Origin of the sequence: Micromonospora salmantinae, from assembly GCF_022230905.1 — a bacterium.
GTDB classification, from domain to species: Bacteria; Actinomycetota; Actinomycetes; order Mycobacteriales; family Micromonosporaceae; genus Micromonospora; species Micromonospora salmantinae.
In genome coordinates, this window is record NZ_JAKKFG010000021.1 from 42909 (window position 1) to 67294 (window position 24386).

19 protein-coding genes are annotated in these 24386 nt (G+C 68.4%); 15 read left to right on the forward strand and 4 right to left on the reverse strand.

Features of this window, described 5'->3' with window-relative positions; all coding sequences use genetic code 11:
* Positions 1-65: 65 nt before the first annotated feature.
* Positions 66-1337: a CehA/McbA family metallohydrolase gene (locus PSH03_RS17655; protein WP_238689790.1), complete on the reverse strand. Its 1272-nt coding sequence runs from the start codon at positions 1335-1337 to the stop codon at positions 66-68.
* Positions 1338-1539: 202 nt separating this feature from the next.
* Here PSH03_RS17655 and PSH03_RS17660 point away from each other — a divergent pair, with 202 nt between their 5' ends.
* Together PSH03_RS17660 and PSH03_RS17665 are read left to right on the forward strand one after the other, a co-directional pair.
* Entirely contained in the window at positions 1540-2880 is a 1341-nt protein-coding gene (locus PSH03_RS17660; protein ID WP_210780490.1) for a carbohydrate-binding protein, read from the forward strand.
* Positions 2881-3018: 138 nt separating this feature from the next.
* Positions 3019-4230, forward strand: a complete 1212-nt coding sequence (locus PSH03_RS17665) for an esterase-like activity of phytase family protein (protein ID WP_210780491.1) — start codon at positions 3019-3021, stop codon at positions 4228-4230.
* Between the two features lie 73 nt (positions 4231-4303).
* Here the strand turns inward: PSH03_RS17665 and PSH03_RS17670 are convergent, their stop codons facing one another.
* Entirely contained in the window at positions 4304-4573 is a 270-nt protein-coding gene (locus PSH03_RS17670) for a hypothetical protein (RefSeq protein WP_210780492.1), read from the reverse strand.
* A gap of 36 nt (positions 4574-4609) precedes the next feature.
* Here PSH03_RS17670 and PSH03_RS17675 point away from each other — a divergent pair, with 36 nt between their 5' ends.
* Both PSH03_RS17675 and PSH03_RS17680 read left to right on the forward strand, forming a co-directional pair.
* A complete protein-coding gene (locus PSH03_RS17675; protein WP_238689791.1) occupies positions 4610-5143 on the forward strand; it encodes a GNAT family N-acetyltransferase in 534 nt (177 codons plus the stop codon).
* A 304-nt stretch (positions 5144-5447) separates the two neighbouring features.
* Positions 5448-6575, forward strand: a complete 1128-nt coding sequence (locus PSH03_RS17680; protein WP_210780493.1) for a hypothetical protein — start codon at positions 5448-5450, stop codon at positions 6573-6575.
* A gap of 23 nt (positions 6576-6598) precedes the next feature.
* On the opposite strand, the gene PSH03_RS17685 is transcribed toward PSH03_RS17680, so the two are convergent.
* Positions 6599-7609 carry a mechanosensitive ion channel family protein gene (locus tag PSH03_RS17685; RefSeq protein WP_238689792.1) on the reverse strand — a complete coding sequence of 337 codons (1011 nt, stop codon included), beginning with the start codon at positions 7607-7609 and terminating at the stop codon, positions 6599-6601.
* A gap of 195 nt (positions 7610-7804) precedes the next feature.
* On the opposite strand from PSH03_RS17685, the gene PSH03_RS17690 reads away from it, so the two are divergent.
* The 6 genes from PSH03_RS17690 to PSH03_RS17715 all read left to right on the forward strand — a co-directional run bounded on the left by PSH03_RS17690 (position 7805) and on the right by PSH03_RS17715 (position 19421).
* Complete coding sequence (locus tag PSH03_RS17690) at positions 7805-10759, forward strand: ATP-binding protein (RefSeq protein WP_238689793.1); 2955 nt, start codon at positions 7805-7807, stop codon at positions 10757-10759.
* Between the two features lie 80 nt (positions 10760-10839).
* Positions 10840-11001 carry a hypothetical protein gene (locus PSH03_RS17695; RefSeq protein ID WP_238689794.1) on the forward strand — a complete coding sequence of 54 codons (162 nt, stop codon included), beginning with the start codon at positions 10840-10842 and terminating at the stop codon, positions 10999-11001.
* A 14-nt stretch (positions 11002-11015) separates the two neighbouring features.
* Positions 11016-17204, forward strand: a complete 6189-nt coding sequence (locus tag PSH03_RS17700; RefSeq protein WP_238689795.1) for a S8 family serine peptidase — start codon at positions 11016-11018, stop codon at positions 17202-17204.
* Positions 17205-17520: 316 nt separating this feature from the next.
* Entirely contained in the window at positions 17521-18117 is a 597-nt protein-coding gene (locus PSH03_RS17705) for a sulfite oxidase-like oxidoreductase (RefSeq protein ID WP_210780498.1), read from the forward strand.
* Positions 18087-18827, forward strand: a complete 741-nt coding sequence (locus PSH03_RS17710; protein WP_238689796.1) for an FAD-binding oxidoreductase — start codon at positions 18087-18089, stop codon at positions 18825-18827. The genes PSH03_RS17705 and PSH03_RS17710 overlap by 31 nt, the downstream gene beginning before the upstream one ends.
* Positions 18828-19013: 186 nt before the next feature.
* Positions 19014-19421, forward strand: a complete 408-nt coding sequence (locus tag PSH03_RS17715; RefSeq protein ID WP_238689797.1) for a GNAT family N-acetyltransferase — start codon at positions 19014-19016, stop codon at positions 19419-19421.
* A gap of 33 nt (positions 19422-19454) precedes the next feature.
* Here PSH03_RS17715 and PSH03_RS17720 read toward each other — a convergent pair whose 3' ends face one another.
* Positions 19455-20372, reverse strand: coding sequence for an NADP-dependent oxidoreductase (locus tag PSH03_RS17720; protein ID WP_238689798.1), 918 nt, complete (start codon positions 20370-20372; stop codon positions 19455-19457).
* A 482-nt stretch (positions 20373-20854) separates the two neighbouring features.
* Here PSH03_RS17720 and msrB point away from each other — a divergent pair, with 482 nt between their 5' ends.
* The 5 genes from msrB to PSH03_RS17745 all read left to right on the forward strand — a co-directional run bounded on the left by msrB (position 20855) and on the right by PSH03_RS17745 (position 24370).
* Positions 20855-21346 (forward strand): peptide-methionine (R)-S-oxide reductase MsrB, encoded by a 492-nt coding sequence (msrB, locus tag PSH03_RS17725; protein WP_238689799.1) that lies wholly within the window; start codon positions 20855-20857, stop codon positions 21344-21346.
* Positions 21343-21849 carry a peptide-methionine (S)-S-oxide reductase MsrA gene (gene msrA / locus PSH03_RS17730; protein ID WP_238689800.1) on the forward strand — a complete coding sequence of 169 codons (507 nt, stop codon included), beginning with the start codon at positions 21343-21345 and terminating at the stop codon, positions 21847-21849. Before msrB ends, msrA begins: the two co-directional genes overlap by 4 nt.
* A 301-nt stretch (positions 21850-22150) precedes the next feature.
* Entirely contained in the window at positions 22151-22807 is a 657-nt protein-coding gene (locus PSH03_RS17735; protein ID WP_210780503.1) for a TetR/AcrR family transcriptional regulator, read from the forward strand.
* 458 nt (positions 22808-23265) lie between these two features.
* Positions 23266-23694, forward strand: a complete 429-nt coding sequence (locus tag PSH03_RS17740; protein WP_210780504.1) for an OsmC family protein — start codon at positions 23266-23268, stop codon at positions 23692-23694.
* A gap of 301 nt (positions 23695-23995) precedes the next feature.
* Complete coding sequence (locus PSH03_RS17745; RefSeq protein ID WP_238689801.1) at positions 23996-24370, forward strand: carboxymuconolactone decarboxylase family protein; 375 nt, start codon at positions 23996-23998, stop codon at positions 24368-24370.
* Positions 24371-24386 lie beyond the last annotated feature (16 nt).

Sequence of the window (24386 nt, forward strand, 5' to 3'; positions counted from 1 at the left end):
GTCCCGGAACGACCGACCCAGCAGGCTGCGGCTGGCCGGCAGTGCCGGGACCGGCACCTCGACGGTCAGGGCCGGAGCCACCAGGGGCTGGTGTAGGCCACCGCGAAGTCGTTACACGGGTGGCCGGCGGGGCCGGGGGTGCCGTTGGGCAGCGACGGGTCGGAGATCCGGAGCACCACCCAGTCGCCGTCGGTGACGTCGAGCGGCACTGTGAAGTCGGTGACCTGGCCGTTGACGGTGTCGATGACGTCGACGACGGTCGGCGCCGAGGTGCCGGGACGGAGGACCTGGATCCGTAGGGGCTTGCCGTCCCAGGCCGAGCCGCGGTCCAGGTCCAGCAGGAACCGGACGTCGCCGGAGGTCACGTTCAGCACGCCACCCATGCGTACGCCGTTGGCGGTGGCGTCCACCCGTAGGCCCGAGACGCGCGTGGCGAAGGAACGGCGGGCGGCCATCGCCTCGAACACCGCCGCGCGGGTGTTCTCGGCGACCCACAGGCCGCTTCGGCCCTTGCCCTCGTGGAAGCCCCACGTGGTGCCGTGCTCGTCGGTGACACCGGTCAGAGCCGGGCGCCAACCGGCGTTCAGGCAGGCCACCAGCGGTGATGTCGCACCCGACGACCAGCCCTCGAAGAGGAAGTCGTCGGTCCGGTTGAACATCTCCAGCCCCACGAGCTGATCGCGGGCCGAGGCGTTGAAGGAGAAGTTGTTGAACCGGCCCGCCTCCCGACCGGGGTGGTTGAAGCTCGCCAGACCCCCGGGCCGGCCGGTGAGCCAGTTGTACAGGCTGCCGGGGCTGCCGGCCCGCAACAGGTCGGCGAAGTCGGAGGTGTTCCAGACGTTGATGTGCCCCTGCAACGGATGCGACCACTCGAACCCGCGGATCGCTGTGAACTGGCCCGGGTCGTTGGCCGCGTTGGCCAGGTCACCGGTGGTCCGCCACTCTGACGAGCTGAGCCCGTCAATGGCGAAGAGGGTGGCGTGATCGGTCAGCGCGGCGACGTCCAGACCGGCCTCGCGCATCGAGGCGAACGCGGCCTCGGCGCTGCCGTCACCGTCCGACATGACCGTGTGGTTGTGCATGTCGGTGTGGACCAGCATCGTGCCCTGGGTGATGAGGGACGACCGGCCGGCACCGACCGCCGCGGTCGGGGCGCCGGCCATCGTCGTGTTGGCCGCCCGGGCGGCGGTCGGTAGCGCGGCCAGCATCAGCGTTCCGCCGGCACCGGCCAGCAGTGCCCGTCGGCCGAGGCCGGCGGGGATGTCAACCTGGCCGTACGGCACGTTGTCGTCGGATCCGTGGTCGTGATGGCAGTGGTGTGGGTGATGTCCAGTCATAGCTATATACATGTTGTTGGATCTGGCTGCGACGTCACGGCTGTTCGTCGGTCAGGCGAACAGTGCGGTACGTGGAGTGAGCGGATCGGGTGCGGGCCGCTCCCCCACCGACTTCCCGGTATCTGTAAACAACCCTTGATATTAACTCTCACGAACGTCAATATGTGGAGGTCGCGGGTCGTCGAAGCCTGGGGAGTGAGCCATGAGAAGCCGTCGAATATTCGCAGTGGTAGCCGGGGCGGCGATGACCGTCACGGCCGCCGTCGCCTTCGTCCCCAGCAGCATGGCGGCCGTGCCCTCGGCCAACGCCGTCCCGATGGTCGCCTGCACCGCCCCCACCTGGGCCGAGGGCCCCACCTACCAGGCGGGCGCCCAGGTCACCTACGGCGGCCGGCTCTACCAGGCGCTGGTCACCCACACCGCGCACCCCGGCGCCGGGTGGAACCCCGCCGCCACTCCGTCGCTCTGGCGTGACCTCGGCGCGTGCTCGGGGACGACGCCACCGCCCACCACGCCACCACCCACGACCCCGCCGCCCACCACGCCACCACCGACCACACCTCCCCCCACCACACCGCCGCCAACCGGTGGGACCTGTGCGGTGAAGTCGCGGCCCGCCGGCAAGGTGCTGCAGGGCTACTGGGAGAACTGGGACGGAGCCTCCAACGGCGTACACCCCGGCCTCGGCTGGATCCCGATCACCGACAGCCGGCTCAACCAGCACGGCTACAACGTGATCAACGCGGCGTTCCCGGTGATCCGCTCGGACGGCACGGTCCTCTGGGAGAACGGCATGGACGTCGGCGTGAAGGTGGCCACCCCGGCCGAGATGTGCCAGGCCAAATCGGCCGGCGCCACGATCCTGATGTCGATCGGTGGGGCCGCCGCGGGCATCGACCTGAGCTCCACGGCGGTCGCCGACCGGTTCATCGCGACGATAGTGCCGATCCTGACTGCCTACCACTTCGACGGCATCGACATCGACATCGAGACCGGCCTGACCGGCAGCGGCAACATCAACACTCTGTCCACGTCGCAGGCCAACCTGATCCGGATCATCGACGGCGTGCTGGCCCGGATGCCGTCGAACTTCGGCCTGACCATGGCACCGGAGACCGCCTACGTCACCGGCGGCAGCGTGGTTTACGGCTCGATCTGGGGCTCGTACCTGCCGATCATCAAGAAGTACGTGGACAACGGCCGGCTCTGGTGGCTGAACATGCAGTACTACAACGGCAGCATGTACGGCTGCGCCGGCGACTCGTACCCGGCGGGCACCGTGCAGGGCTTCACGGTGCAGACGCAGTGCCTGAACAACGGGCTCACCATTCAGGGCACCACCATCCGGGTGCCGTACGACAAGCAGGTCCCGGGCCTGCCGGCGCAGACCGGGGCGGGCGGCGGCTACATGTCGACGTCGTTGGTCACCCAGGCCTGGAACTCCGTGCCCGGCCTGAAGGGCCTGATGACCTGGTCGGCGAACTGGGACGGGTCGAAGGGCTGGACCTTCGGCGACAACGTGAAGCGCCTGCAGGGCCGCTGACGGGGTGACGAACAGGGACGAGAAGTGACAGCACGGTTTGAGCGTGCATTCCCCTGTGGTCAGTTCGAATTCACCGCGTCGCTCTACGGTGCCAGCGGACCGAGAACGCCCTGCTCGTACCTGGAGAGATGAGGATTGATGGCAGTAAGCAAGCGGGTGGGCCTGACTGCTGCGGTGGTCGCCCTGACCCTGACGCTGCCGGGTGGCGCGACCGCAGCCGCGGCCGAGCGGAACACGTGGGACCAGGCCGAGTTGTTGAAGTTCGCCGCGCTGCCAGCAGCAACCTTCGTTCCCGGCAGCGAACCGTCCGGCTCGTCACTCGGCAGCGCCCCCATCAACGGGATCACCCCGCCGTTCGCCGACCAACCGATCCAGGGGTTCAGCGGCGTCCTACGCAACACCGACGGCACCTTCGACGTGTTGTCCGACAACGGCTTCGGCAACAAGGCCAACAGTGCCGACTTCGTGCTGCGTGTGCAGCGGGTCGCGCCTAACTTCGGCAGCGGCGCCGTGGACGTGCTCGGTGGCATCAACCTGACCGACCCGTATGGCAAGGTGCCATTCCCGCTCACTCGTGCCGACCGCGTGCTCACCGGAGCCGACTTCGATGTCGAGTCGATTACCCGGACGCCGGACGGCACGTACTGGCTCGGTGACGAGTTCGGTCCGTACCTGCTGCACTTCGACCGGGCGGGCCGCTTGCTACAGGCGCCGGTGCCGCTGCCCGGGGTGTTCGCCCCCGAGAACCCGGGCCGCGGTGCGACCCCGGCCAACCTCGCCAGCAGTAAGGGCTTCGAGGGCATGGCCCAGTCGCCGGACGGTCGCACGCTCTACCCGCTGCTCGAGGGCACGACCACTGGCGATCCGGCCGGCACCCTCCGGCTCAACGAGTTCGACACCAGAACCAACACCTACACCGGTCGGCGCTGGACCTACGCGCTCGACTCTCCTGCTCACGCGATCGGTGACGCCATCATGGTCGATCGCGACCGCTTCCTGATCATCGAGCGGGACAACGGCCAGGGAGAGACGGCAAAGGTCAAGAAGATCTATCTCGCCGACAAGCGCGACCGGAACCGCGACGGACTGCTCGACAAGACGCTGGTCGCCGACCTGATGGCAGTCGCCAACCCTCGGCACGTCGGCGGGTTCGGTGACCCGTTCACGTTCCCGTTCCAGACGATCGAGGACGTGGTGATCCTCGACGACCGCACGCTCGCCGTCCTGAACGACAACAACTTCCCGTCGTCGGCGGGCCGGACGGCCGGCCAGGCGGACAACAACGAGTTCATCGTGATCAAACTCGACCGCCATCTGGACGCGGACAAGCGCGTCCTGCGTCGCTACTGACTCGACGCCAGGGGTGGGCAGACCGACCGTCTGTCCACCCCGTCCCGGGCGGCCGCTACCCCTGACGCGCCGGTCATCCCTCAGCAGTGGGTCGGCTGTGCACCACCAACTCGTCGATCTCCAACCGGCCGACGCGCAACTCCCGCACGACCGCCCGGCGGACCGCCAACCGCCCGATGACCAACGCCCCGACGGCCACGGCCCCGACGGCCAGCGCACCCACGGCGAGGGCACCGAGCGACACCGCCCCCGCAGCCCGCGCGCCGGTAGCCGCCGCGCCCGTCGCCACAGCGCCGTTGGCGCGCGTTCCGGTCAACCGCATCAGGCTTACGTCTCGCTTCATCACCCCATTGTCCGCCTACCGCTGGCCGCCGCGAAGGTGACCGGCCTCGAAGCCTTGGCCGCCGCGATGGCGGCGGTTGACAATCCACCCATGAACCCGAGCACGCTGACCATCACGTCGATCACCACCGGGGAGGAGGCCCAGGCCTTCCGGACGCTCAACGAGGAGTGGATTTCCCACTTGTTCGCCATCGAGGAATCGGACCGCAAGACCCTGAGCGACCCGTTCGCGGCCATCGTCGACCCGGGCGGGGACGTGCTGATCGTCCGTGACGAAGCGAAGATCGTCGGCTGTGTCGCCTTGGTCCGCAGCTCGGACGACGTCTTCGAACTGTCGAAGATGGCAGTGACCCCGGCGGTCCGTGGCAAGGGCATCGGCCGGCAGCTGATTCAGGCGGCGATCGATCGGGCCCGCACGCTCGGCGCGACCACCCTGTTCCTGGGTAGCAGCACCAAGCTCCCGAACGCGGTACGGCTCTACGAGTCCGCCGGCTTCAAGCACGTCAGCCCGGAACAGATTCCACTGGCGCCGTACGCCCGCGCCAACGTATTCATGCAGATGGCGCTCTGACCGAGGTCGTCCAGGACCACGTCAGGCCGCACCTGGCCGGTGCCCTCGGCCCGGCGCAGAAGGGTCAAGGGCACCTTCCACTGAATCCGCTGCACCGATCAGGGTGTTCTCTTAGGCTGCGTGGGCGGGGCGCCCGGTTCGACGAGTGCGTCGCGGTGGCGCTGTACGGGCTGGTCGGGGGTGCTCCTCTCGGCGGCCTGGCCGTACCGCTACCTCAGCCGGCACGGGTAGCTGCCGCGACGGCGCCTGAGGCCCGGTTTGTTCGCCGTCAGCGGCCGGGCCCGGCTACCGGTGAGGAGCACCGATGACGCAGAGTGAACAGGACCGCCCGGAGATCGTCGTCGGACTGGTGGCAACCCCGCCGGACCACCCGGCCCGGGTGGCCGCGCGGCTCACCACCGAACTGGCCAGCGGGCTGGCCGAGCGGGTGAACGCGGACGTGCGGTGGATCGTCCGGGAAGGCTGGGGCGAGGTGGCGCCCCGCCGCGACGGCGGCGTTGAGGCGCTACTCGATGATCTTGCCCGTCGGCGTGCCGAGGACCACTGGGACCTCGCCATCTGCCTGACCGATCTGCCGCTGCATGCCGAGCGGGTGCCGCTGGTGGCGCAGACCTCCGCTCGGCGTCGAGTCGCTGTGGTGTCCCTGCCCGCGCTGGGAATGCACCAACTGCGAGCGGCCCGCGCAGCCGTTCCGGATCTGGTGAGCCGGCTGCTGGCCGACGCAACCGACCAGCGGGTGCCGCCGGGCGGCTGGGCACCGGCCGAGATGGCAAGCCGGGTTCCCGCCGTACACCGGGTGGTCGGCGAGGCCGACGCCGGTGAGCGGCGCTACGTCGCCTCACGGCTCACCGGCCGGTTACGGCTGTTGATCGGCATGGTTCGAGCCAACCGTCCGGGGCGTGCCCTGCTGGGCCTGTCGAAGCTGCTGGTCGGCGCGTTCGGCACCGCCGCGTTCGCGCTCACCACGGACACCATCTGGCAGATCGGCGATGCGCTCGGCGGACTCCGGCTCGCCGTGATCATGCTGCTCGGGCTGACAGCGTTGGTGGCCTGGTTGATCATCGCGCACGACCTGTGGGAGAAACCGAGCCGCGAGACGCCGACCGAGCTGGCACGGCTGTTCAACCTGGGTACGATCCTCACCCTCACTCTGGCCACGGTGCTGTCCTACGTGGTGTTGTTCGTGGGAACGGTGCTCGTCGCGGCGCTGCTGATCGACACCTCCGTGCTGGAACAGACCTTGCAGCGGCCAGTCGACTTCACCGACTATCTGACGCTCGCCTGGATCACCGGCTCGCTGGCCACCGTCGGCGGCGCGATCGGCTCCGGGCTGGAAAACGAGGAAACGGTACGGGCTGCCGCTTACGGCTATCATCCCCACCCCGATGGCTGGCGGGACGAGAAGAGCGGGCAGTCGCACAGCGGGAGGTAATCGGGCCGTCGGGCCCGCCCGACTCAAGGCTGATACTGGCCGCGGGTGCGGGGCAGCCACTGAGGATGGCGGTCGCGAAGGTAGCGAACGAGTCCCTCGCGCAGGTCGCAGCGCAGGTCCCAGGCGCTGGCGGGGTCGGCGGCCGAGGCCTGCACCTGGATGACCGCCGTCTGGGGGGTGGAGTCGACCATCTGGAGCACCCACTGGTCGCGATCCCACAGCGGTGAGGACTCGACCAGCCGGCGCGCTTCCCGGCGTAGGTCGTCCAGGTCGGCGGTGTGGTCGACATGGATTTGGATTCTGCCGACGATTCTGGACTCGTTCCGGGTCCAGTTCTGAAACGGCCGCTCGGTGAAGTACGTGGTCGGCAGGACGAGCATCCGCTCGTCCCAGAGCCGGATCACCACGTTGGTCAGCTTCACCTCCTCAACTCGGCCCCATTCGCCGTCCACCACCAGCACGTCGCCGACGTGCAGGCCGTCGGCGAACGCGACCTGGACACCGGCGAACGCGTTGCCGAGCGCGGTACGGGCCGACAGGCCGATCAACGCGCCGGCCACCCCCGCCGACGTCAACACGGAGACGCCGAAGAGGCGTACCGGCCGAAAGGTGATCAGGATCAGGCCGATCGCGACGATCGTGATCACGGCGACGGTGAGCCGCCGCACGGGGCGAATCTGCGTCCGGGCCCGCCGGACCCGCCGGCTGGCGACCGCGTCACCAGGCAGTCGACTGAACGCGACCGCCTCGGCCACGTGCAACGCCTTGTTCACCAACCATGCCCCGGATATCACCAACGTCACCCAGGCGACGTGCCGCAGATGAGGCTGCCACCCGGCCGGGCCCAACGGCAGCGCGTAGTACAGCGCCCCGGCCAGCAGCAGCGCCGCCGCCGGGCGGCGGCAGGCATGCCGCAGCGGCTCCAGCAGCCACCGGTAACGGCCACGGGCTACCCGGCGGACGACCAGGCCAGAGATCAGGTCCACGACCACCGCCGTCGCCAGCGCGGCCACTACGATCAACGCGGTACGCATCAGAGGCCGTTCACCGTAGTCCCGATGCCAGCTCTCCCCGGCTCACTGCCCAGTCCACGTGCTCAGGGTGCCACCCGGTCGAGTGGCAGGCGGCCAACATCGGCGAACAACCGCTGACCACTACCTGCGTCAGTCGCCCGACGGTCGCCCACGGTGGTACTTGTGTCCGAGCAGCGGAAAGCGAGATCATCACGCATGCTCGACCCCTCGCCCGAGGACGACGGGACCTCACCGACCGTCTCCACTCCGCATTTCGTGGGTCGTGATCGGGAGGTGGCGGCCCTTCGGGGCGCCTTGGCCCGACCACCGGCGATCGTGCTGGTCGAGGGCGAGGCGGGGATCGGGAAGAGCCGACTGCTGCGAGAGTGGTTGGCCGCGCCGGATCAGCGCACTGCCTTGGTGTCGGTGTGCCCACCGCTTCGCGAGTCGCTGACGTTGGGGCCGATCGTCGACGCGTTCCGTGGGATCGACCGTCCGGTGTCGCGATTGCGGCTCACCGAGCTTGCGGGTGCGTTACGGCCCCTGTTCCCTGAGTGGTCCGCGGACCTGCCGCCCGCGTTGCAGCCGTTGGGCGATGCGAAGGCGGCACGGCATCGCCTGTTCCGCGCCCTGGAGGAGCTGCTGCGGGCTCTGGGTGTCGACGTCCTCGTGCTCGAGGACGCTCACTGGGCCGACGAGGTGACCCTGGAGTTCCTGCTGTTCGTCACCTCCCGGCAGCAGTCGAACGGGCCCAGTCTCGTGATCTCCTATCGGCCGGAGGAGGTGGACGACGGATCACTGTTGCTGCGGCTGACGTCCCGGTTGCCTGCTGGCGTGACCCAGCTGAGGATCGCCCTGGCGCCCATGCGCCCCGCGGACACGGCAGCGCTGGTGTCCTCGATGCTGGACGGCAACCCGATTTCCCAGGAGTTCACGACGTTCATGCACGAGCGGACCGGCGGCGTTCCGCTGGCCGTGGAGGAGTCGGTTCGCCTCATGTGCGACCGCGCCGACCTCGTGTTCCGCGACGGACAGTGGGTCCGGCTGAAGTTGCGCGAGCTTCAGGTGCCGCCAACGGTGCGCGACTCCACCCGGGAGCGGGTGGGCCGTCTGTCGCCGACGGCGCAGCAGGTGTTGCGGGCCGCGGCGACGTTGGCTGAGCGGTCGTCGGTGGAAACGATAGCGATGACCGCCGGTCTGTCACCAGGTGCGTGTCGAGGCGCTGTCGCGGAGGCGGCCGGCGCCGGTGTCCTGGACGGAGACGACCGCGGCCGGTGGCGATTCCGGCATGTGCTGGCCGCCACGGCTGTCTACGAAGCGATCCCGTTGACCGACCGCAGGCACTTCCACCTGCTGGCCGGCCGGGCCGTGGAGCACATCCATCCGCCGCCGGTGGCACGCCTCGCCCACCACTTCCGTGAGGCGGGCGAGACGCAGTCCTGGGCGCGGTACGCCGAGCAGAGTGCCGAGCTGGCCATGGCCTCGGGTGACCACACCAAGGCGGTCGAGCTGCTGGTCGATCTGTTGACGTGGGCCGTGCTGGCGCCGGTGGACCGGGCACGGGTCGCGCGCATCGCCGGAGTCGCCGCACTGGGCCGCCGTGAACCGGTCGACGAGGCCCACCACCGCGTGATCCGTACCTTGCGCTCGGTGCTGGAAACCCCCGGTCTCTCCGCCCGCCAGCAGGCCGAGATCCGCAACCCCCTGGGTCGGCTCCTGATCACCGGGGGTGAGGCGCAGGCCGCACTCAGCGAGCTGGAGCAGGCGGTGGCCAACCTCGACCACGACCCGGTCGAGGCGGCTCGGGCGATGACCTACCTTGGCTGGGCCTATGCGGGACCGTGGCCGGCGTCGACCCATCGGCGTTGGTTGGATCGCGCCGCTGAACTCACCGCCGGCTTCGATTCTCCCGCGGAGCGGCTGAACCTGGCCGGCAACCGCGCCGCGGCGTTGCTCATGCTCGGCGAGGAGGAGGCCTGGGACGTCGTCGCCGACCTGCCCGTCGACGGCGCGACGACGGCGGAGCGCCTCGACGTCGCCCGGATCCACGCAAATGTCGGGACCGGCGCGCTGATCTGGGGTCGGTACGCCGACGCGGAGGAACACCTCGACGTGGCCATGCGCCTTGCCCAGGCCGAGCAGGCGTCCCGGTTGCACCATAACGTCGGACTCGAACAGGCCAACCTGGCGTGGCTGACCGGTCGGTGGGAGGGTCTCGCGGAGCGAAGCGCGGCACTCGCCTATGCCGACCGGGACCGGCCGGCGCACTACCTCGGCAGCATTCGCCTCGCTGCCCGGCTGGCCGCGGCAGCCGGGCGGCGGCGCGCGGCGGAGGAGCAGTTCCGGCTGGTCCTCGAGGAGTCTGCCCGTCTCGGCGCAGCCGACGACACGATGGAGGCCGCCGCCGCGTTGGCCAGACTGTGGCTGACGGACGGAAACAGCGGCCGGGCGCTGCAGATCACCAACGAGCCGATGGACACTGTCCGGAGGAAAGGCATCTGGGTCTGGGCGACGGACCTCGTTCCCGCCCGGATCGAGGCGCACCTCGCCGCAGGGGATCTGCAGGCCGCGACCCGTCTGGGCGACCAGTTCGCCAGAGGACTGCGTGGCCGTACGGCGCCTGCGCCTCGCGCCGCGCTCACCGTATGCCGTGCCCTGCTGCTCACCGCGGCCGGAGACCACGCCCGCGCGGCGACGGCACACGGTCGGGCGGCGCGCGCCTGGAGCGCGTTGCCGCGCCCGTACGACGCCATGCTCGCCCGCGAGCGTCAAGCCGAGGCGCTCATCGCACAGGGCCAGATCGAGCAGGGCCGAGAGCTGTTGGCGGCACAGTACGAGCAGCTGTTCAGGCTCGGGGCCCGCGGCGATGCGGACCGGGTCGCACAGCGGCTTCGCGAACAGGGCGCCGACGTCCCTCGACTGTGGCGCGGCGGCCGACGCGGGTACGGCGACCAGCTCTCACCCCGCGAGCTCGACGTGGTCCAACTGGTTGTCGCCGGCAAGACGAACCGGGAGATCAGCCGGATCCTGGCCAAGTCGCCGGCCACAGTGGATCAGCAGCTGCGTGCCGCGATGCGCAAGTTGAAAGTGAGCTCGCGGACCGCGCTCGCGGTCAAGGCAGTCGAGGCCGGAGTTTTCGCGGAAGAGGACTCCTTGCACGACGCGTCGTGAAAATTGACGTATCCGCTGGATAGCGACGGTCACTCGTCCCGCCGAGCATGACTGGATGATTCATAGCCGTTGGGCGATGCATGCCTGAGCGACCTGTCGTGGGTGACGACGCCGCCATCGAGCGCCCGCCACCACCCGAGCTGCCCCACGAGCCGCGTGTCAGCGCTCCCGACGCCCGTGACGTTGACGGTGGCGACGGTGCCGACGACCACAAGAACCACGACCCCTACCAACCCCTGTAGGTCGAAGGATTCTCATGAGACTCAAAGCCCTCGCGGCAACGCTTGCCGCAGCGGTCGGTCTGAGCATGGTCCAGGCTCCACCGGCGTCTGCCGCTGAACCGGATCCCACCGCCGCCGTCAACAAGATCGCCCCGAACCTGAAGGATCGCTTCCGCACGTCTCCGGCTTCCGACTTCTGGATCAGGTTCGAGACCACTGCCGACCTCGGTCCGGCGAAGAAGCTCACCGACTGGACCGCTCGTGGTCAGTTCGTCTACGACGCGCTGACCGCAGCGACGAAGGACTCCCTGGCATCCGTCTCCACCGACCTCGACCGGGCGGGCGTCAAGTACACCTCCTACCCGATCGCCAACGCCGTGCTCGTCAAGGGGGGCACCGAGAAGCTCGCCCTCGACGTGGCCTCCAAGGTGCAGGTCGCCGAGATCCACGCGACGCCGCAGGCCGCGCTGGTCGAGCCCGTGGACGAGAAGATCCCCACTGACCAGGCTGCCCGCCCGACCGCCCCGAAGGCCGGCGCCGAGGCGGGCACCGTCTCGTGGGGTCTGGACGCCATCCACGCCCCGCAGGCGTGGGCCATGGGCGCCACCGGTGCGGGTATCACAGTGTCCAACCTCGACTCGGGCGTCCAGTTCGACCACCCCGCCCTGGTGCACCAGTACCGCGGCACGAAGCCCGACGGCACCGTCGACCACAACTACAACTGGATGGGCGCCCGGGGCACGTGCACTGGCGCACCGTGCGACGACAACGGACACGGCACGCACACCATGGGCACCATGGTCGGCGACGACGGCACCAACCACGTCGGCGTCGCCCCGGACGCGCGGTGGATCGCGACGAACGGCTGCTGCGACAGCAGCGGCGTCGAGTCGCTGCTGCGGTCCGGCTGGTGGCTGCTCGCCCCGACCGACGTCCAGGGGAACAACCCCGACCCGTCCAAGCGCCCCCACGTCGTCAACAACTCGTGGGGCCAGACCGTCGAGCACAGCTTCGACGACTTCTTCCGGGCCATCGACGAGGCCTGGAGCGCCGCGGGCATCTTCAGCGTCTGGTCATCGGGCAACACCACGCCGTACGCGGCCTGCGACACCGTCTCCTCACCCGGCTCCGCCGAGAGCGCCTACTCCGTCGGCGCCTACCGGCCGGACGGCACGCTCTCGTTGTTCTCCCGCAAGGGTGAGGGTCAGGGTGGCCGGATCAAGCCCGAGATCTCCGCTCCAGGCGACGGCGTCCGTTCGTCCTACCCGGGCAACAGCTACGTCGAGATGTCCGGCACCTCGATGGCGGCCCCCCACGTCGCCGGCGCCGTCGCGGCGCTGTGGAGTTACGACCCGACCCTCATCGGGCAGGTCGACGAAACCCGCCGGCTGCTCGGCGAGTCGGCCGTCGACGTCGACGACACCGAGTGCGGCGGCACCGCCGCGGTCAACAACAAGTACGGCGAGGGACGGCTCGACCTCGTCCGCCTGCTCGAGCTCGCGCCCCGACAGGGCGGCACCCTCACCGGTGTCGTCACCGCCAACGGCACCCCGGTCCCCGCTGCCGAGGTGACGATCAGCGGGCCGTTCAGCCGGTCGATCGGTACCGACAAGGACGGCCGGTTCACGACGAACCTCCCGGTCGGCGACTACCAGCTCAGCACCAAGGTTTTCGGCTACCTGACCGCGACCGCCAGCGTCACGATCGCCCTCGGCCAGGACACCTCCGTCACGCTGCCACTCACGGCCGCCGGGCGGCACGACATCAGCGGCACTGTCGTCGATGACAAGAAGCGGCCCGTCCCGAACGCCGACGTCTCCGTCACGGGCACGCCGCTGAAGCCGGTACGCACGGACGCCAACGGCGCGTTCACGATCGGCGCTGTCCCCGAGGGCGGGTACACGCTGAACGTCAAGCCCAACGCCTGCTTCTCCCCCACCACAGTGCCGCTGACCGTCGGCGCGCAGAACGAGTCGCGGGAGATCCCCGTGGGGCTCGTCGTCGACGAGGGCGGCTACAGCTGCGCCCTCTCCGACGGCGAGTACCTGCGCGGCACCGATCCGGTCGCGTTCGGCAGTGGCGTGTGGGCGACGGTGCAACTGCCGTTCCCGATCGCGCTCTACAACGGCAGCCACGACAGCCTCGGCGTCGGCCTGCGCGGTGTGATCGCCCCGGACGGCGCCACCGGACCCGGCTATGGCGGGGCGGGCATCTTCCCGTTCTACGTCGAGACCCCCGTCGAGTTCGCGCCCGGTGGAGGCGTCTTCACGGCAGCGACCAAGGTCAACGGTGAGGACGCGTTCGTCGTCGAGTACCGCAACGCCAAGCTCTGGGCCTATCCGGACCGGACGGAGTACACGGAGCCGGTCAACTTCTCGGCCACGCTCACCCGCTCCGGCACGGTGATCTTCGGGTACGGCGACGGCGTCGGGTCCGACGACCCGGTGACCGCCGGCGCGCACGCCGTCACCGGCATTCAGGGCTGGGCGGGCGTCGACGGCATCAGGTTCTCCGACCACGCCCCGGTGCTGCGCGACGGGATGGTCGTCACCTACGACCTGCCTGACTTCGGGTACCTCGACGCGACAGTCGTCGACCAGAACGACGGGCTGCCGGTGGCCGGGGCCAAGGTCTCGTTCACGAACAAGTTGGGGCTCGTCGAGACCGTCACGACCAACGGGACGGGCATCGTGCATCGCCAGCTTCCGGTCGGCGACTACACCATGACCGTCGACGCGCCGAACTACCTGACCGCGGCGTACCCCTTCTCGCTCGACAAGCTCTACGCGAAGGCGAAGATCGACGCGCGGCTGACCACTGGTGTCGCCGGCCTGAAGGCCGACGGCCTCGACGCGCTGTTGGGTGCCGACCAGAACGGCGCGGGCACGCTGACGCTGACCAACAACGGTTCCGCCCCGCTCACGTACGACCTGGGCGAGGTCGCGCGCCACCCCGACCTCGACGCCGCCGGCGTCACCGCGCGCACCGGGAAGGGCACGGCCAGCACGATCGACCTCGCCGCCTGGAAGGCCGGTGCGAGCGGCATGAAGCCGTCGAACGTCGACGGCAAGGCGGCGACGGCGCGTGCCGCGGAAGCGCAGGCGGCCGGCAAGGTCGGCGCGACCTCCGGCGGAGACGTGATCACCCGGATCGCCATCCCGGGCACGATCGCGGAGAAGGAGCCCACCGGCATCGGGTACGACGGCGACGTCTGGGTCCACGACTACAACAAGCGGACCAACACCGCCTGGACGGTGACGGGCAAGCCGACCGGGAAGGTCTTCGACGCGTCGTGGAACCCCGCGTACCGGGCGTTCGACATGGCCCTGGACACCAAGACCGGTGACATGTGCCAGATGGAGGACAGCCCGGCCAGCTACATCCACTGCTTCAACCGGGACACCGGCAAGGAGACGAGGCAGATCAAGGGTGACTGGTCCACGCTGCCACTGACCGGTCTCGCCTACAACCCGACCGCTGACGTGTTCTACGTCGGCGGCCGGGCGAACGGCATGATCGGCACCGTCGCCGGCACGTCGCACGACAACCCGGGTGCGCTGCTGTCCTTCTGCGCCCCGCCGCTGCCCGAGGTGATGGGCCTGGCCTACAACCAGGCGTCCGACACCATCTGGTACACCGACCTCACCTCGAACCGGCCCACCCGCCTGCTGCAGGTCGACCCCGACGACTGCTCCCTGGTGAACGCGTGGTGGTTCCCGGGCCAGAAGGCGGGCCAGGGCGGCGGCCTCGAAACCGACGCGACCGGTGCGCTGTGGGCGGCGGACCAGCTCGCCGACGACGTCGTGCTTGTCGACGTCGAGGACGATCTACTCACCGACCTGCCGTGGCTGTCGCTCTCCTCGACCGGCGGCACCCTCGCCCCTGGTCAGTCGACGACAGTCAAGGTCTCGATCTCCTCGAAGGACGCCAAGCCCGGGGTCCTCGGCGCGAACATCGTGGTGAGGTCCGACTCCGGACGCCAGTCCAAGACCTACGTCCCGGTGACGCTCACGACCACGAAGTACCAGGTCGGCGTCAACGCCGGCGGCGCAAAGTTCACCGACGGTTCCGGCTACACCTGGCTCGCCGACCAGGCCGCCGGTAAGAAGGCGTGGGGCTACGAGGGGAAGACCAAGGTCACCGCCACGAAGGCCGGAATCGAAGGCACGACTGACGACGCCCTGTTCCAGTCGCAGCGCACCACGCCGGACAAGCAGTTGTTCTACCGCTTCCCGGACGCGCCCACTGGCACCTACGCGGTCGACTTCGGGTTCGCCGAGATCGAGAACGTGGCCGAGGGCAAGCGGGTGTTCGACGTCCTCGTGGACGGAACACTGACGGAGTACGCGTACGACCCGGCCTCAGTCGTGGGGCCGAACGTCGCCGACTGGCGCACCGCCGTCGTGAAGCACGAGGGCGGTCCGCTGTCGGTGGAGCTACGGGGCTCGAAGGGCCTGAAGGCCCCGACCATCGCCGCGTTGCGGGTGACGCTCGACCCACGCGCGGACGAGGCGGAGCCGGAGCCTCAGCCCGAGGAGCCGGAGCCGGGCCCCGTGCCGGTGGCCCCCGCCGGTCGCTCGTACTCCATGAAGGTGACCGACGGGCTCTACCGCCAGGGCACGCAGGAGTCCGGGTGGCACGGCGACGACCTCTGCGGCCCTCTGTGGTTCGACTCCAGCTTCCTGGCTCCGTTCTACGACACGGCCTGGGACGGGGTGTGCGTGACGACGAACGGCACGCTGACCTTCGACCGCGCCAGCACGCTGGGCAACAACACGGCACTGCCGTCGTCGTACCCGATCGACGCGATCTATCCGCTCTGGGACGACCTCATCGTCGACGACGAGGCGGGCATCTACTTCGGCACGACCGAGGTGGACGGGCTGGCTGCGCAGGTCGTCGAGTGGCGCAACATCGCCTTCTACAGCGACCGGACCGCTCGCGTGAGCTTCTCGGTCACCCTGATCGCGGACGGACGGATCCAGATCGGGTACGGCGACGGCGTCGGCGGCGACAACCCTCTCACCAAGGGCTCGTCGGCAACGGTCGGCGTGGAGAGCCTGACGCGTAACCCCGCGAGCCAATACTCCTTCAACCAGCCCATCCTGAAGGCAGGCCTGGGGCTGGAGTACACCCTCCCGGCCGCCGGCACGATCGAGGGCACCGTCACCGACAAGAACGACGGCAAGCCGATCGAGGGCGCGATCATCACGCTCAAGGGGCCGGCCGGTGAACGGGTCATCACCGCCGACGCCAAGGGCCGCTGGAAGGCTCAGGCACTGGTCGGCGAGAACACCGTGCAGGTCGAGGCACCGAACTACGCCACCGCCAGCCACCCCGTGACCATCGCCAAGAAGGACCAGGCCGAGACGGTCGACACGGCGTTGACCACGGGCATCGCCACCGTCACCGCAGGTGACTTCGACTGGCTCCTCGACCGGGACCAGAAGGCGACGGCTGACCTGACAGTGACCAACACCGGCTCCGCCCCGCTCGAGGTGCGGATCAGCGAGCAGAAGCGCACCAGCGACGGTGGGCACGAGGCCGCCGATCTTCCGTGGCTGACCCTCACGGGCGCGGCAGCAACCGGCACCGTCACGCTCGCGGCCGGCACGTCCACCACTGTCACGGCGACCGCCGACAACGCCGGCGTCGAGCCCGGCGTACTCGTCGGGGACCTGCTCGTGGCATCGAACGCCGGCAAGGGCGAGGCTCAGCTCAAGCCGGTCCGTCTGGCGACCTCGGCCTACTGGAAGGGCGTCGACGTCGGCGGATCCGGGTACGTCGGTGCCGACGGCTTCTTCTGGTCGCCCGACCAGGGGCTCGGCTCGCGGCCGTGGGGTTACGTCGGCGGCAAGGCGCGTGCCACCACTGCCGACATCGCCGGCACCGAGGACGACGCGCTGTTCCGCACCCAGCGGACCGGGCGGACGTTCAGCTACGTGTTCAAGAACGCCCCCGCCGGGACGTACCGGATCGGCCTCGACTTCGCGGAGATCGAGAAGGTCAAGGCCGGCAAGCGTGCCTTCGATGTGCTGGCCGACGGCAAGGTCGTGCTCTACGACCACGACGTGCGGGCGAAGGTGGGTGCGCTGAGCGCGGACATGAACACTGTCACCGTCGAGCACGCCGGTGGCGATCTGAAGATCGAGCTTCGCCGGGAGAAGGGCGAGAGCGACCCGATCCTCAACGCCCTGAAGGTCCAGCAGGACCCGCGCCTCTGAGCTAGCCGACCTATCCGCAACAGTGGTCAGAGCCTCCACGGAGAGGATTGCCGTGGAGGCTCTGACCACGACTGCCCCAGGTTGCTGGGCGAGGCTTCTCACCGACGGCCGAGATTGTTTGGACCGTCAAGTCCGTATCACAGAGGCATCCGCCGAACGACCACGCACCGCCGCGACCGCCACGAATGCTGAGGCTTACGCCACCGAAAGCCAGCGAGGTTTGCCGACAGTCACCACATCAGCGTAACCTGGACGGTATGGTCCAGTTTACTGACGCCAGAGTGCGGCAATACGCCCACAACTCAGGGCGGGGCGCATGGCAGTGATCACCCGCGGTTTCGGGGGCCGCAGACGCGACGACGCCGATCTCCCACCCGGTCAGTACCGCACGGACGACTTCCCGGTACTGTCGGCGGGACCGACACCGCGCATCGACCTCGACGAGTGGGAGTTCGCCGTCGTCACCGAGACCGGTGAGCGGAGCACGTGGTCATGGGCGGAGTTCACCGCCCTTCCTGCCGACGAGCCGACCGTGGACATCCATTGCGTCACGCGCTGGTCGAAGTTCGGCACGAGCTGGCGAGGCGTCTCCGTGGACACGTTGCTGGCCGACGTCGAGACCACGGCCGAGTATGTGGTCGCCCACTCCTACGGCGGCTACACCACGAACATCCCGCTCGAGGGCCTTCTCGACGGTCAAGCCTGGGTGGCGTACGAGTTTGACGGGGAGCCGCTGGCTCCTGTGCACGGCGGGCCAGCTCGCCTCCTCGTTCCTCACCTGTACTTCTGGAAAAGCGCGAAATGGCTGCGCGCTCTGGAACTGCGTCTCGACGACGAGCCCGGGTTCTGGGAGACGGCCGGCTACCACAACGACGGTGACCCGTGGCGCGAGCAGCGGTACCTGGAGGACTGACCTGGCAGCCGGCGACCGTCGCCGCCACCCGCGCGGAGACTGCGACGGCGCGGACCCTGGTCCTCGACGTCGACGGCTGGACAGGTCACGTGCCGGGCCAGCACGTCGACGTCCGGTTGACGGCTCCCGACGGCTACATGGCGCACCGCAGCTACTCGATCTCGTCCGCCCCGGGGCCCGACCGGCTCGAGGTGACCGTCCAGGCGGTGATCGACGGCGAGGTCTCGCCGCACCTCGTCGAGGTTGCGGAGCCGGGTGACCACCTCGAGATCCGTGGGCCGCTCGGCGGCTGGTTCGTACGCCGACCCGCCGACCCGCGCCCGGCGTTGCTGATCGGCGGTGGATCCGGCGTGGCGCCCCTGATGTCGATGGTGCGTGCGGCGACGACTCCCACCAGGCTCCTCTACTCGACCCGATCCCCGTCGGATGCCCTGTTCACGGCGGATCTTGCGACTGCACAAGCCACCGGCGATACTCCTGTCGCCGTCACCCACGTCTATACCAGGGTCGCGCCCCCCGGCTGGCCGGCCCCACCTCGACGACTGGACGCGGACATCCTTGCCCGCGTCGCCTGGCCCCGCGATGCCGGCGTTGTCGCGTTCGTCTGCGGGCCCACCGGATTCGTCGAAACCGTGGCCGACCTTCTCGTCGACATCGGCTACGACCCCTCGAACATCCGCACCGAACGTTTCGGACCCACCGGAGGATGACAGTGCCGACCACAAACGTCGAAGCTGACGATCCCCCTGGGTGGACGGTCATGCGCCTGGTGCGCACGGCTGATCGGGCCCTGGCCGACCTGCGTGGGTCGCTCGTCGTCAGCATTCCGGTGCCGGTTACCTGAACGTCGAGGAATCCGCACAATCGGAGCGAAATGATATTCAGGAGGAACATTGGTGAACAACACCGGAAGCATGATCACCTTGGCCAGCGCCGAGCAGGACTCGGGTGGCTCGAGCCTGTCGGTAGCCACCCCGCCCGGCGCGGACGACTTCGTCATCACCAACAACAGCGCGAGCGGCATCTACGAGGCCGCGATAGGGGGCCGGACAGCGGCAGGGCTGGTCTACAGCACGGTCGGAGGCCGCGTCATCCTGTCGGCGACATCCGTGTTCCCCGAGTTCCGGGGGAAGGGAGTAGCGAGCAGGCTCATCGGCGGCGTTCTCGACGAGCTGCGCAGGCAAGGGAAGACCGCTACCGTGACGTGCCCGTTCGCGGCAGCATTCGTCAGTGCTCATCCGGAGTATGCCGACGTGCTGGACCCGGCATCCCCTCGGTCGCACCCAACCGAGCGGGGGCAGTGAACACGCGTCGTCGGGGCCGACTTCCCCGAATCCTCACGGGCGAGCGCTGATGATCGTCTTTCCGATGATCCGCTCGGTCGGGTTGAGAGCGGCGACGGCGTCGTCGAGGCCCGCGACGTTGCCGATGTTCGTCCGCAGTCGCCCGTCCCGTACCCGTTGGACGATTTCACCCAGTTGGCCGCGATCAGACGTCACGACGAAATCGATCGTCAGGGCGTCCGCGGGCCGTACCTCGGGCGGCCCGACAACGGAGACCAGTGTTCCTCCGGCTCGAATCAGGCCTGCCGACCGCTTCCCGATGTCACCGCCGATGACGTCGAAAACCAGATCGACTCCGCCGACGTCTTCCAGGGCCTCGTTGCCGAGGTCGACGAACTCGTGTGCGCCGAAGTCGAGCGCTCTTTGACGGTCGGCAGCGCGCCCGGTGCCGATGACGTAGGCGCCGAACTCCCGTGCGAGTTGCGTCACCATCGAACCGACTGCCCCGGCCGCGCCGTGCACGAGGACGCTCTGCCCCGCCCGAAGGCGGCCGTGCTCGAACAGCCCCTGCCAGGCGGTCAGACCAGAGATCGGCAGGCTCGCGCCCACCGTGAAGTCGACGTCGCCGGGCAGCGGTGCGAGGTTGCGCGCCTCGACGGCCACATACTCCGCCAGGGTGCCGTCGCGGGTCCAGTCCGTGAGGCCGAAGACCCGCTGTCCCACCGACAGTCCGGTCGTGCCATACCCGAGTGCACTTACCACTCCGGCCAGTTCGTGCCCGGGTATCGATGGCGTCCGGTCACGGCCGAGGCGATCGGTCCAGGTCGAGGGCCATTCCATCTCGGTCGGGACGAAACCCGACGCATGAACCTGGACAACGACGTCGTTGATGGCCGGTGCCGGCTCAGGCCGCTCCACCAGCGTCATCCCGGCCGTTCCCGCAGCCTCGTCCGTCACCACGATCGCCTTCATCAGATACCTCCTTGCATCCAGTCCTCGCCGCACTGCCACGAGGAGCACAACTCCGTTCCCAGCATTGGCGGCGCCAAGCCTCGACGCCGTGCCACACCACGCTGACCGGCAGGGGCTGCCGCGCGAGGATGTCGCCGAGTGGCGGGGACGTCTGCCGAACTCAAAGCCGGCGGGCAGGTCGGGCAGCGCATCGCCACCGGAGGCATCCCGTCGGACATCCCGAACCTAGTTGCGGCAAAACTGGTCTGTCAAGTCCACTACTGAGACAGGCGGTCACTGCTGAGGTTGGGACAAATACCAGCTCAGCGCTGATAACGAGGCGGTCTACAGTTTCGTCTGCAGACCTCATCCTGGACTGTTGAGTCCACTACTAGTGGTGGCTTCGGGAATATGACCGACCCGGAGATTGTCTGTACTTGCGTGTCCAGGTGCGCTCCGCCTGGCTCCGCAGCTTTGCGTCGCAAGGCCATGAAGGGAGAGCTGTGCACCAGCACACCCAGTACCGCAAGAACCCGGAGGCCGTTTCGCGGCTCGACCCGGAGCAGTACCGCGTGACCCAGCAGGACGGCACCGAGCGACCGTTCGCCAACGCCTACTGGGACAACCATGATCCCGGCATCTACGTCGACATCGTGTCCGGCGAGCCGCTGTTCGCATCTGTCGACAAGTACGACAGCAACTCCGGCTGGCCGAGCTTCACCAGGCCGATCGCCAAGACGAACGTCGTCGAGCGCGAAGACGCCAGCCACGGAATGATCCGGACTGAGGCCCGCTCGTTGCACGGGAACAGCCACCTCGGCCACGTCTTCAACGACGGTCCCGCCGAGAAGGGCGGACTGCGCTACTGCATCAACTCGGCGTCGCTGCGGTTCATCCACCTCGACGACCTGCAGGACGCAGGGTACGGCGAATACCGCACCCTGTTCACGAGTGGCACGAACACCAGCACGATGACAGGCAAGGAGACGATGTGAACACCGAAAAGGCGATTCTGGCCGGCGGCTGCTTCTGGGGCATGGAGGAGTTGTTCCGCCGCCAGCCCGGCGTGGTGTCCACGCGCGTCGGGTACAGCGGCGGCGACGTCCCGAACGCCACCTACCGCAACCACGGCACCCACGCGGAGTCCATCGAGGTCGTCTACGACACCGACAAGACCGACTTCCGCGCGCTGCTCGAGTTCTTCTTCCAGGTCCACGACCCGTCGACGAAGAACCGCCAGGGTAACGACATCGGCATGAGCTACCGCTCGGCGATCTTCTACACCGGCGACGAGCAGAAGCGGGTCGCCGAGGACACCATCGCCGATGTCGACGCCTCGGGCCTGTGGCCTGGCAAGGTCGTCACCGAGGTCACCGCGGCGGGCGACTTCTGGGAAGCCGAGCCTGAGCACCAGAACTACCTGCAGACCTACCCCAACGGATACACCTGCCACTTCCCCCGCCCCGGGTGGAAGCTGCCGAAGCGGGCGACGGCCTGACACCTCCGGCGCGCGGACCCCGGTCCGCGCGCCGGTCCGGGCCGAGGTGGTCGGCCCGGACGAGGAGTCCGCCGGGTGGGTGCGGGCTTTGACCAGAGGCCACTCACGCCGCGTTGCCAACAGCAGCGAAACCTTCCTGCCAATGGGACTAAATAGTCCAGGAATGCTCCTGCTAACGGTGGCGATCCCTTTCACGGCGCGAAGGTCCGCCCTTCATCCTCGCCTGAATGCGACATGCATCGGATGGACTCAAAGGTCCCATTCTCGCTAGATTATCTGGCGCGCTGGATACACTTGACAGATGAGCGACGAGCAGGTGGCTGCGCCGACGAATAGGCGGAGGATCAGTCAACGGGGCATCGCGACCCGAGAACGAATCCTCGAGGCCGCGAACCGGCTGATGCTCGTGCGCGGAGTGAACGCGACGACCCTTGACGACATCCGCGAGGCAAGCCAGACGAGCAAGTCTCAGCTCTACCACCACTTCGCCGACAAGCAGGAACTCGTGCGCGCCTTGGTCAAGTATCGAGGCGCGCTTGTGCTTCAGCGTGAGCGTGCAGGGCTCGAACGACTGAGATCATTCTCAGGGCTGGTCCGGTGGCGTAACGCGCTGGTCCAGGCCAACTCGCTGAACAACGGCAAATACGGGTGCGGCCTCGGGTCGATGGCTCTTGAGCTGTCCGATCAAGATGAGCAGGCTCGATCGTCGCTGTCGGAGACGTTCGCGGCATGGGAAAAGCTGATCAGTGACGGTCTGCACCGGATGCGGGACAGCGGTCTACTGCGCCAGGACGCCGACCCGGAGAAGTTGGCCACGGGGTTGATGGCCGCATTGCAGGGCGGCTACCTGCTGGCGAACGCCGCGCACGACGTCGCGCCCATGGGAGTCGCGCTGGACATGGCACTGGAACACATCAGATCGTTCCTCGTGCAGCCGTCCGGTGAGCCGACCCCTTGACTGGGGCCGACTAGTGGTGACGAGGCTGCTCACGGCGGGGTACGAGCAGCCCGGAGGTCGATGAGAGCCAGGTCGACGAGAGCCAGGTCGTGGGAGCCCTCAAGACCTGGCAAGCAATGCTCCTCGACATCACGCACCGACTTCCCAGCCAACCCCGGTCGACGGACCCATTGGTCCATTCCCGGGCCTGGTGTTGATCGAGCCATCCGGGGCGACACTGAACCCTAGCCACCTATCAGTGCAGCTCGAAACACCACGCTGTCCAGGTTCACCCAGCAGCCGACCCTGGGAGCGAGCAACCGATTGGACTATCTAGTCCACTAAGACTAACCTCCGGAGGCACCCGGCCATGAGGTCGATACGCCTCGCCACGGCCCCCTGCCCGGACTGCGGCTCGGCTGCTGCTGGCTGCGTATCCCTGGGCCCCTCACCACTGGATCTACAGGAAGGCGCGGCTGATGGAAACCGCTCATGATCATGTCGTCGCATCGGCCCGAGTTGTCCTTCCGGCCACCGAGCGCCGGCGCACGGACATGACTACCCGCGGCTTCACGTTCGTCGCCGACGAACCACACAACGGCGCACTCGGTGACGGCCCGACGCCGACGGAGTACCTCTTGATGGCGCTCGCGTCGTGCACTGCTCAGACGCTGCGGCAGTATGTCGACTACAAGTACGACACCGCCGGCGATATCACCGTCGAGATCGGCTACCACGAACCCGAGCAGGAAGGCGCAGAGCGCTACCTGCAACGCACGATCACGCTCAGCGAGGAGCCCGACCCCGACGACCTGAAGGTGATGCACGACATTGCCGAGAGGTCCCCGGTGACCCTGCTGATTCAGTTCGCATGGAGCGTGCGGACCGAGTTCGTCGGGCCGCGCTGAAAACAGGCCGTCTGCCCTGACGGTGGGCTCGCTGAGAAACGGCCGGCAGCACCGGGCCGGGGGCGCGTGCCTCGTTGCGCCACGTGGTCTCGCTATCCGTGCTGGTGCGGCCAGCAAGGGCTGGGCGGGTCTGCTGCGCACCGAGTGGACGTCCCCACCACTGGTCTTGTCGTTGTGATCTGCAGGAGGTCACCTCTTGGATACCAGGATTCAGAACGTCCGACTGAACGTCACAAACGAACAACTCATGGCTCTGGCAGATGCCGGGGCCGCAGCTTTCGGCCACACCGCCACACTCCAGGTGGACCAGGCCCTGGCTCAGCTTCTGCGATTACGCGTCGCGCAGATCAACAATTGCAGCTACTGCCTTCTGGTGCACCATGCCGCCGCCCGTGTCGCCGACATCCCGCCGTCCAAGGTCGAGACCCTCACCGCGTGGTGGGAGACGCACCTGTTCACCGAAGCGGAACAAGCCGCCCTGGCCTACACCGAGGCGTTGACCCGGGCCTCCGACGTCACAGTCAACACGCGACTGCAGGAGGCGCACGACCGGGTGGCTGCGCACTTCACGGAGGACGAGATCCAGGAGATCGTGGCTGTTGTCATCAACATGAACATTTGGACGCGACTCAAACTCGCCGAGGGTGCCATGCCCACGACGGCGCCTGCCGTGTGAGGTGATACCCGGCGCT

What these genes read in the sequence shown, in the direction of transcription:
- PSH03_RS17655 (WP_238689790.1), bottom strand. Translation starts at nt 1,337, where the DNA reads ATGACTGGACATCACCCACACCACTGCCATCACGACCACGGATCCGAC.
- PSH03_RS17660 (WP_210780490.1), top strand. Translation starts at nt 1,540, where the DNA reads ATGAGAAGCCGTCGAATATTCGCAGTGGTAGCCGGGGCGGCGATGACC.
- PSH03_RS17665 (WP_210780491.1), top strand. Translation starts at nt 3,019, where the DNA reads ATGGCAGTAAGCAAGCGGGTGGGCCTGACTGCTGCGGTGGTCGCCCTG.
- PSH03_RS17670 (WP_210780492.1), bottom strand. Translation starts at nt 4,573, where the DNA reads ATGAAGCGAGACGTAAGCCTGATGCGGTTGACCGGAACGCGCGCCAAC.
- PSH03_RS17680 (WP_210780493.1), top strand. Translation starts at nt 5,448, where the DNA reads ATGACGCAGAGTGAACAGGACCGCCCGGAGATCGTCGTCGGACTGGTG.
- PSH03_RS17685 (WP_238689792.1), bottom strand. Translation starts at nt 7,609, where the DNA reads ATGCGTACCGCGTTGATCGTAGTGGCCGCGCTGGCGACGGCGGTGGTC.
- PSH03_RS17690 (WP_238689793.1), top strand. Translation starts at nt 7,805, where the DNA reads ATGCTCGACCCCTCGCCCGAGGACGACGGGACCTCACCGACCGTCTCC.
- PSH03_RS17695 (WP_238689794.1), top strand. Translation starts at nt 10,840, where the DNA reads ATGCCTGAGCGACCTGTCGTGGGTGACGACGCCGCCATCGAGCGCCCG.
- PSH03_RS17700 (WP_238689795.1), top strand. Translation starts at nt 11,016, where the DNA reads ATGAGACTCAAAGCCCTCGCGGCAACGCTTGCCGCAGCGGTCGGTCTG.
- PSH03_RS17705 (WP_210780498.1), top strand. Translation starts at nt 17,521, where the DNA reads ATGGCAGTGATCACCCGCGGTTTCGGGGGCCGCAGACGCGACGACGCC.
- PSH03_RS17720 (WP_238689798.1), bottom strand. Translation starts at nt 20,372, where the DNA reads ATGAAGGCGATCGTGGTGACGGACGAGGCTGCGGGAACGGCCGGGATG.
- PSH03_RS17735 (WP_210780503.1), top strand. Translation starts at nt 22,151, where the DNA reads ATGAGCGACGAGCAGGTGGCTGCGCCGACGAATAGGCGGAGGATCAGT.
- PSH03_RS17740 (WP_210780504.1), top strand. Translation starts at nt 23,266, where the DNA reads ATGGAAACCGCTCATGATCATGTCGTCGCATCGGCCCGAGTTGTCCTT.